This window comes from Pseudomonas sp. (genome assembly GCF_036404235.1).
In the GTDB taxonomy this organism is placed as follows: Bacteria; Pseudomonadota; Gammaproteobacteria; order Pseudomonadales; family Pseudomonadaceae; genus Aquipseudomonas.
Genome location: NZ_DASWOT010000055.1, coordinates 1 through 7,513, shown reverse-complemented (window position 1 = coordinate 7,513; position 7,513 = coordinate 1). Strand labels below are relative to the sequence as shown.

Genomic DNA, 7,513 nt, shown 5'->3' with positions numbered 1-7,513 from the left:
TACCAAGGACAACACGGCTGACAGCGCTTGCTCGCTGATGTCTTTCCTCAAGAATGCGGCACGGGCGTAAAGCTCCATGTCGGCCTTGTCATTGAGGATGAACGTGGCTCTGGCATTAAATCGTACGGCATCGCGCGCATCGCCGGGAACGGAGTCTGGTTCCAGTACATCGCGAAGGTGATCCTGATACTTTTGCCCCAGATTCAGGTGACGACAGACGTCGGCGAACTGTTCGGGTTTGATGTTTTTCGGGTGTGGCCCGTCCCTGCCTTTTTCAATCGCGGCAGCTCGCAGAAAACCGCCTGTAACGGACTCTTTGCGTTCGAAGTTATGCAGTGCAGCTTCCAGCAGCGTCAACTGAGTTGCGGGACCAGTACCGCCACCGGCTGAGAACGTGGGGTGAAACAGCGTGTCCACCTTGGGGTCCAGGCCTGGCCCAAATCGTTGGTCGAGCGCTTTGCGCAACAGCGGCTCGGCGAATTCGGCTATCCCTTGCAGCGGCTTGAGCAGTTTTTTCAAATCAGCCCTGGAGAACCTGCTGTTTCGCAAGGCGCGACGATAATCCTTCAACTGCTGCACAGAGGCCTGGCTGAAAGCGGTCGGCATTTGCTGTCGAATGACATTGAGTACCGGGTCATCGTCGAATTGACGTTGCAATAACTCAAGTCTTGATGTCGATGCAGAGGTTGCCGATTGGGAGGGGGTGGGTACAGATGTCATAACGCAATGTCCTTATTGCCAGTAATAAGGAACTCACGTTATCCATCACCCACCAGAGGGAAGATTTAAATAACTATTTTTTAACAGCGTCGCAATGACGCGCCGCAAACCAACGAACGCCTTCAGCGCCCGGCCTGAAAAGCCTTTAATCCCTTTTGTGCTTGCGCGCGGATGGCGTTCTGCACCAACGGTGTCCAACCTAGCAACACGCCTTTTGCGCCGAGTGCCTGCCGCGACCAGCGCCATAAATCAAAATGGTCGTGATGCTCGCAAATCTTGCCGTCACGTAAGACGAAACGCGCCTGAACATCGTTGACCACGGTACGGCCGGTCTGACTGAACAAGTAGCTGGCAACCCAATGGGCAGCGCCGCTGCGCTCGTCTGCACGAACGTGGTCGAAGATGACCGAGAACGCTTGAGCACGCGAGGTCAGCATGCGCCACATGTCGCCTGCCTGCGACCCACGAAGCTCGCCGAACACAGGGTCGCTGAACAGCACGTCGTCGGTGTAACAGGCAGCCATGCCCTCGGCGTCCAGTCGATTGAAGGCCTCGTAGAACCGGGCGATCACGTCTGCGTGTTCATCACTTATATTTGTTTCGCTCATGCGGGTAACGTCCATTGTGTCAGCGATCAGAAGCCGCACGATAAGCGCCAACGCATGCCTTTACCACGGACATTCGCGGCGCAAATACCCCGACTCAAACTTTTTCGGCGGTGACCTGCACGTAAAGCGATCGACCTGCGCCCAGTCCGGCGATGATCCCGGCCAAACCTATTACGCCGAAAATCCAGCCCACTGCGCCCCAGCCTCCCGTCACATCGTGAGCGATACCGACCGCAAACGGCCCCATGGACGCGAGCGTGTAGCCCACACCTTGCGCCATGCTCGACAGGTTGGCAGCCACATGGGAATCACGCGAGCGCAGCACGATCAATGTCAGCGCCAGGCTGAACGTACCGCCTTGGCCCAAGCCAAGGAGAATCGCCCAGCCCCAAAGCCCCTCAAGCGGCGCATACAAACAGCCAAACAACCCGCCCAATGTCAGCAGCATGACAATCAGGATTGCCAGCCGTTGGTCCTTGCCGCGTGTCGCCAGCCACGGCGTCGCCAACGAGCTGATGAGCTGGACCATGATCGAGCCCGAGAGCAACAAACCCGCCTCAAGCGGGGTCAGGCCGCGACCGATGAGGATCGAAGGCAACCAACCAAATACGATGTAGGCCAGAGATGATTGCAGGCCCATATAAAGGGTGACCTGCCAAGCCAATCGATCACGAAACAGCCCACGCACGCGGTAGGCCACTTGATGCAGCCCATGGCCCTGTCGAGCCTGAGGCAACCATAAGATCGCCGCCACGATGGCCGGACCCATCCAGAACCCCAACCCCCATTGCCAACTGTCACCAAACACATGGCTAAGAGGCACCGTAGAACCCGCTGCCACCGCCGCGCCCAGACACAACGCCATCGTGTACACGCCGGTCATGCTGCCCGCTTGTTTGGCAAAATCGCGCTTGACGATCCCTGGCAGCAATACACCGATGATGCCGATGCTGGCTCCGGCGACCACAGTCCCTGCGAAAAGCCCGATTTCTCCGAATAGACTGCGCAGCAGGATGCCGCTTGCCAATGTCAGAAGAATCCCCAGGATGACCCGCTCACTGCCGAATCGCCGTGCAAGCATCGGCGCCAACGGCGCAAACAGCCCCAGGCACAACACCGGCAAGGTGGTCAGCAGACCGGCCTTGGCGGCAGACAATCCGAGCCCGCTCGACACTTCACTGAGCAACGGTGCCATGCTCGACAACGCAGGGCGCAAGTTCAGCGCAACGAACACAAGCCCCAACAACAGCAACCACGGGCGCTTGAGCACGGGATGAGACTGTTGGACCTGCTCATCGTCAGCTTCGGCATCGATCAGCAATTCGTCGATTGGGTGGGGTAATACGGGCTTGTTTTGAATGCTGCTCGCCAGTGGCGCCTTGGTCGTCATGGGTATCTCGTGAGGGCAGGATTGTGTAACTGTGCATTGCACAAAGCAGTCATCCTGTTAGAGAACTGCGCGTAACACAAGTTTGGGAGGCGTTCAGGCACAGGTTCAAAGTGACTCACACGACAGGAGATGCGCCATCCAGACGCCGCGCGGTAGCGCAGCAAAAAGAGTCTCTGCGCCGACCGAGTGAGTTGAGTGCCACAGGGGTTGAACCTGCCCGCTTCACCCCTTCACCCCTTCGCCCTTCTCATCCTGAAGAACTCGCTCAACATGGCCCCGCACTCCTCACCCAGCACGCCCCCCTCGAACAACACCCGATGGTTGAGAAACGGCTGGCTGAAGAACTGGCCCTGGCTCTGCACAATTCCTGCCTTGGGCTCCAGCGCGCCATACACCACACGGTTGATCCGGGAATGCACGATCAAGCCCGCGCACATGCTGCACGGCTCCAGCGTCACATACAGCGTGCTGCCCGGCAGTCGGTAATTGCTAACGGCCTGCGAAGCCGCACGGATGGCGACCATTTCGGCGTGGGCGCTGGGGTCGTTGCCACTGATGGGGCAATTGAAGCCGCGCCCGATGATGATTCCGTCCTGCACCAGCACCGCGCCCACTGGGACTTCGCCCAACAATGCGCCTTGTGCCGCCAGCGCCAGCGCCTCGCGCATGAAGTGTTGATCGCGGCTGCGATCAATGATTTGCGGCTGGCGCATTACGAGACCTCGATAGCGGCCATGAGACCGGTTTCCATGTGATCGATCACATGGCAGTGAAACATCCACACGCCGGGATTATCCGCCACCAGCGCAACGCGTGCGCGCTCGTTCCTGCCCAACAGAAAGGTGTCGGTGAAATACGGGATGATTTTGCGCCGATCAGAGGCAATGACTTTAAAGCTCATGCCGTGCAGGTGAATCGGGTGTTGATACTGGGTCATGTTTTTCAGTTCGAAGATGTAACTCTTGCCCCTTTCCAACTTGGCAATCGGACGATCCGCACAGGTTTTATCGGTGATGTCCCACGCCTGACCGTTAATCTGCCACAGGCTAGGGGGCTTGCCGTTGTCGACGTTGACCGAGACCGCGCCAGCCCACTCGATATTGAAGTTGAGCTTTTCTGCGGTTTCAAGGTCCGGCTCGGCAACCGGGTTGGCGGGCAGTTCGGGTGGCCATTCGCCGGGCTTGTCATTATTGGCGACCGAACGGAACGTCCCCAGACGCACCGGGCCGTTGCGCAGTGGAATTTCCTCTCCCGCCGCGGGGGCCTTGATCGCCAGGCAAATACGCATGCCTGGGCCCAGCCAGTAATCCTTGCCCAACGGGCGTGGTGTCACTGGATTGCCGTCCAGTGCGTAGATCTGCGCCTCGGCCCCAGGCAGGTTCAAGCGATAGGTCACCGTGTTGTCGAGGTTGAGGATGCGCACCCGCACGATCTGTCCAGCGGGTAAATCCACCACGCCCTGCGGGATGCCATTGATACTCGACAACCGGCCCGCAGTGCCTTCACGCGCAGCTTCGCGAGTAACGCTGAACGCCGTGAACGCGCCCTCGTCATCGACGTGCCAGCTTTTCAGGCTGACCGTACGCTCATGAGCAAAACCGGTGGGCTCACGCTCTTCGACAATCAGCGGCCCGACCAACCCACGCCCCAGCTCTTCACTGCTACTGACATGCGGGTGATACCAATAGCTGCCAGCGTCTGGCACACGGAATTTGTAATCGAAGTACTCGCCCGGTTTGACTGGAAGTTGCGAAACATACGGCACGCCATCCATTTCCAGCGGCAGACGAATCCCGTGCCAGTGAATGGTGGTTTCCACTGGCAACTGATTAATGAAGCGCACTCGAAGCCAATCGCCCTGCCTGACCCGCAACTCAGTACCCGGTGCTGAACCGCCAAATGCCCAGGCCGGCGTTTGATGCCCCGCCACCAACTCGACATCCAGTGGCGCGGCGATCAGTTCGTAGTCGTGTCCTTCGCCGGGCCCGGTGCGACCCAGCCAGTAACGCGATGCCCCTCCCGCGCCTAGACCGACTACAGCAAGACCGGCCAGGCCTCCGAGAATTTGTCGACGGGTGAAGGACATGGATACAGGCACCTCAAATCAAAGACTGAACGCACCTGATAAGAGATGCGTGGGGCAAACACGATACACGTGCATTTGTCGAAATTTAAGACTCAACGCAATGCACTACATAGTGAGTGCTTATTTAAAGTCGCCTTGAGGGAAGCTTGAGCCTCCTTCATCAAAGACGACGAATATGAATTCTATTATCGAGCACTTGCCCGCCTCACACTTCACACCCGACCACGCCATGCTGATCGCAATGAGCAATCGACTGGTCAACGCCTGCCCCGACATGCGTGAAATGGCACGCCGGGTCGCTCAAGACATTCTCATCCAACGTGCTGGCGCACATATTGAACCGGACAACGTGTACTGGCATCGCTTCCATACCGCTGTCAGCAGTTCTCGTTCATTCAACGGCTGGCAGCACCGGGACGCGCCATACGAGTCGATGACGCTTCCACAACTGGTGATGCACCGTTTCAATCCCCATGACCAGGACAACGCCGACACGCTGCAGATGCTTGGCGGATTCTATACAGCAGGTCCAGACGCAGAGGCTTTCGATGAGCGAAACGAAGTCAGGATGCTACCCGTTGAAGTCTTGAACGACTTCTGGGCCGTTGACCTCAAGGCGCTCTACCACAACCAACTTCAAGCCTTCTGGTCTGACTGTTCTGATGATTTCAGAACCATGGCCAAGGCCACCTTCCTCAGCAAGGCGCTGGAGGATCACGAAGCCGGCTGGCTAACGAGCGACGATTTGCGATGGCTGACGATGGCGGTTGGCGTTGACATCAGCACCTCGCCAAACCTGAAGACACTGCAAAACCAATTTGTTGCCAGCGACAAAACGCGCTTTTGCACCTTTGATGTGGTCGGGTATGAGGCCAGCGATATTCTTCGAATTGTCAGTGAGAATGGAAGGCAAATTCTGTATACCCCTGGGGAAATCCAGAGCTTTCACACCTTTGAAACACCCGCCGACCTGCACTGGTGGCTGCTGTTACAGAATAAAACAGCAGAACTGCGCACACGTTTCATGGGGCATTTCCCGTTGTCCAGTCATGAGCAAGTTGGCGACAACATTGGACTTCGCCACGCTCTGGACTTGCTTTACAGCACCTGGGGCGCTGAACATCCCGGCGTCATTAACCAGTCGAGCCGTACGCTTTCAGTAGACCCGTTCACCTGGCTGCGCGATTCGACAAAAGCGCGGATGACCAACGACGCCTATATATTTCTGCGCTCAAACGGCGAAATGCGGAAGTTGATGTGGATCGGCTACTTACAAGATTTCGTCAAAATATCCGGAGGCCTGGCTGCTATCGACTGGCCGATTGCGCTGGCAGCGGTGGGTGCCGGTATCGCGGACATGGGCATGAACATCGACCAGGCGGTGAATGGCCACACCACCGCCGAACGTAACGCAGGCGTTATCGGTGCGGTACTGGCCGGAATCGATGCGCTGCTCAACAGCCTGTTCCTGATGGATGCCCGCCCCGAGGGATTGGAGCCAAGGCTCGAACCAGAAACGCCCTTCTCAGCACCCAACCCCGACATGGAAGCAACTGCTGTCGTCGCGGATCTACCGAATTTAGCACCCGCCACGGCGTACCCGGCCGAGGCCGGCAGCCTACTGACCCCTTTCGAAACCAACATGCTGCTCGACGCCTACGAGCCGGTGCGAGAAGAAGGCAAGATGAAAGGTGTCATTCTGACGGAGCAGGGCGGAACGTATATCTCGATTGACGACCTCGCTTACGCGGTCCGCTATGTCAACGAAATAAAAAGCTGGGTCATCATCGATCCACTAAATCCGTTTTCCTTCTATCGCAACCTGCCAGTCGTGCTGAACGAGGAGGGGGTCTGGATTCCCATCCGCAGTGCGGGCCTGATAGGCGGAGGAAAAGCCCTGAGCAAACTGTCAGGAGGCAGGACCGCGACGGTGACCGTTGAAACAATCACCCCCCCTGCCCCTTACGACATGCCCGAAGCTTTACGGCCTGCGCTGCGCGACGGCGCGCAATACCCGGGTAACCGGCAGGTCGAAGGATACCGTCCCTTGAATTCTATCCATGAGCCTACCGAAACAAATCCGTACGACACATTCAGCCAGATCAGGAACCGACTTTGTAACGATGCTTCGGTTTTCTACACCGCTGTGGAGCTACCCCCTCGCCCTGACATCCCTGTCATCGAAACCGGTTCTCCTATCAAGAGCACGCTCAAAAAACTGTTTCATAAAACATCAGGGCTGGTTATCGGCGAAACCCATTCCGGCATCGGCAGCAAGCAGTTTTTGATCGACAATATGTCGCTGCTGGCCAAGCAAAAGATAAAGACGCTATATATGGAGCATTTGCTAACAGACTTCCACCAAGCAGATCTAGACACCTTTGCTAACACCGGGAAGATGCCCAGTGGATTGGAGGAGTACCTGACTCAGCTGGACAACGGTCATCTCACCGATCCAAGCGGCAAATACACTTTCATGAACGTAGTCAAGGCAGCGACTGAGAATCACATCCGAGTTCGGGCCATCGACTGCATGGCGAGCTATCGCTTGAAAGGCGTGAGCGGTATGCCTGAATCGCTGCGCCAGCGAGTCATGAACTATTTTGCGAAAATCGTCATCGATACAGATCAGGCCGCGCAAGGCAGTCACAAATGGGTGGCATTGGTGGGCAACTCACACGCTAATACCTACCAAGGCGTGCCGGGTGT

6 protein-coding genes are annotated in these 7,513 nt (G+C 57.2%); 1 reads left to right on the top strand and 5 read right to left on the bottom strand.

The window, feature by feature from the left end; translation table 11 throughout:
- The 5 genes from VGC62_RS06755 to VGC62_RS06735 all read right to left on the bottom strand — a co-directional run.
- On the bottom strand, window positions 1-657 hold a 657-nt coding region (locus VGC62_RS06755), incomplete at its 3' end, for a dermonecrotic toxin domain-containing protein (protein WP_331186296.1).
- A 185-nt stretch (window positions 658-842) separates the two neighbouring features.
- Entirely contained in the window at window positions 843-1,328 is a 486-nt protein-coding gene (locus tag VGC62_RS06750; protein ID WP_331186295.1) for a nuclear transport factor 2 family protein, read from the bottom strand.
- A 94-nt stretch (window positions 1,329-1,422) separates the two neighbouring features.
- Window positions 1,423-2,718, bottom strand: coding sequence for a CynX/NimT family MFS transporter (locus VGC62_RS06745; RefSeq protein ID WP_331186294.1), 1,296 nt, complete (start codon window positions 2,716-2,718; stop codon window positions 1,423-1,425).
- 230 nt (window positions 2,719-2,948) lie between these two features.
- The gene (gene tadA, locus VGC62_RS06740; RefSeq protein ID WP_331186293.1) at window positions 2,949-3,431 is read right to left on the bottom strand and encodes a tRNA adenosine(34) deaminase TadA; all 483 of its coding nucleotides are present in this window, start codon (window positions 3,429-3,431) and stop codon (window positions 2,949-2,951) included.
- Complete coding sequence (locus VGC62_RS06735; RefSeq protein ID WP_331186292.1) at window positions 3,431-4,804, bottom strand: multicopper oxidase family protein; 1,374 nt, start codon at window positions 4,802-4,804, stop codon at window positions 3,431-3,433. The genes tadA and VGC62_RS06735 overlap by 1 nt, the downstream gene beginning before the upstream one ends.
- 175 nt (window positions 4,805-4,979) lie before the next feature.
- Between VGC62_RS06735 and VGC62_RS06730 the strand changes: the two genes are divergently transcribed.
- The coding region (locus tag VGC62_RS06730) for a membrane-targeted effector domain-containing toxin (RefSeq protein ID WP_331186291.1) at window positions 4,980-7,513 on the top strand (2,534 nt) is incomplete at its 3' end.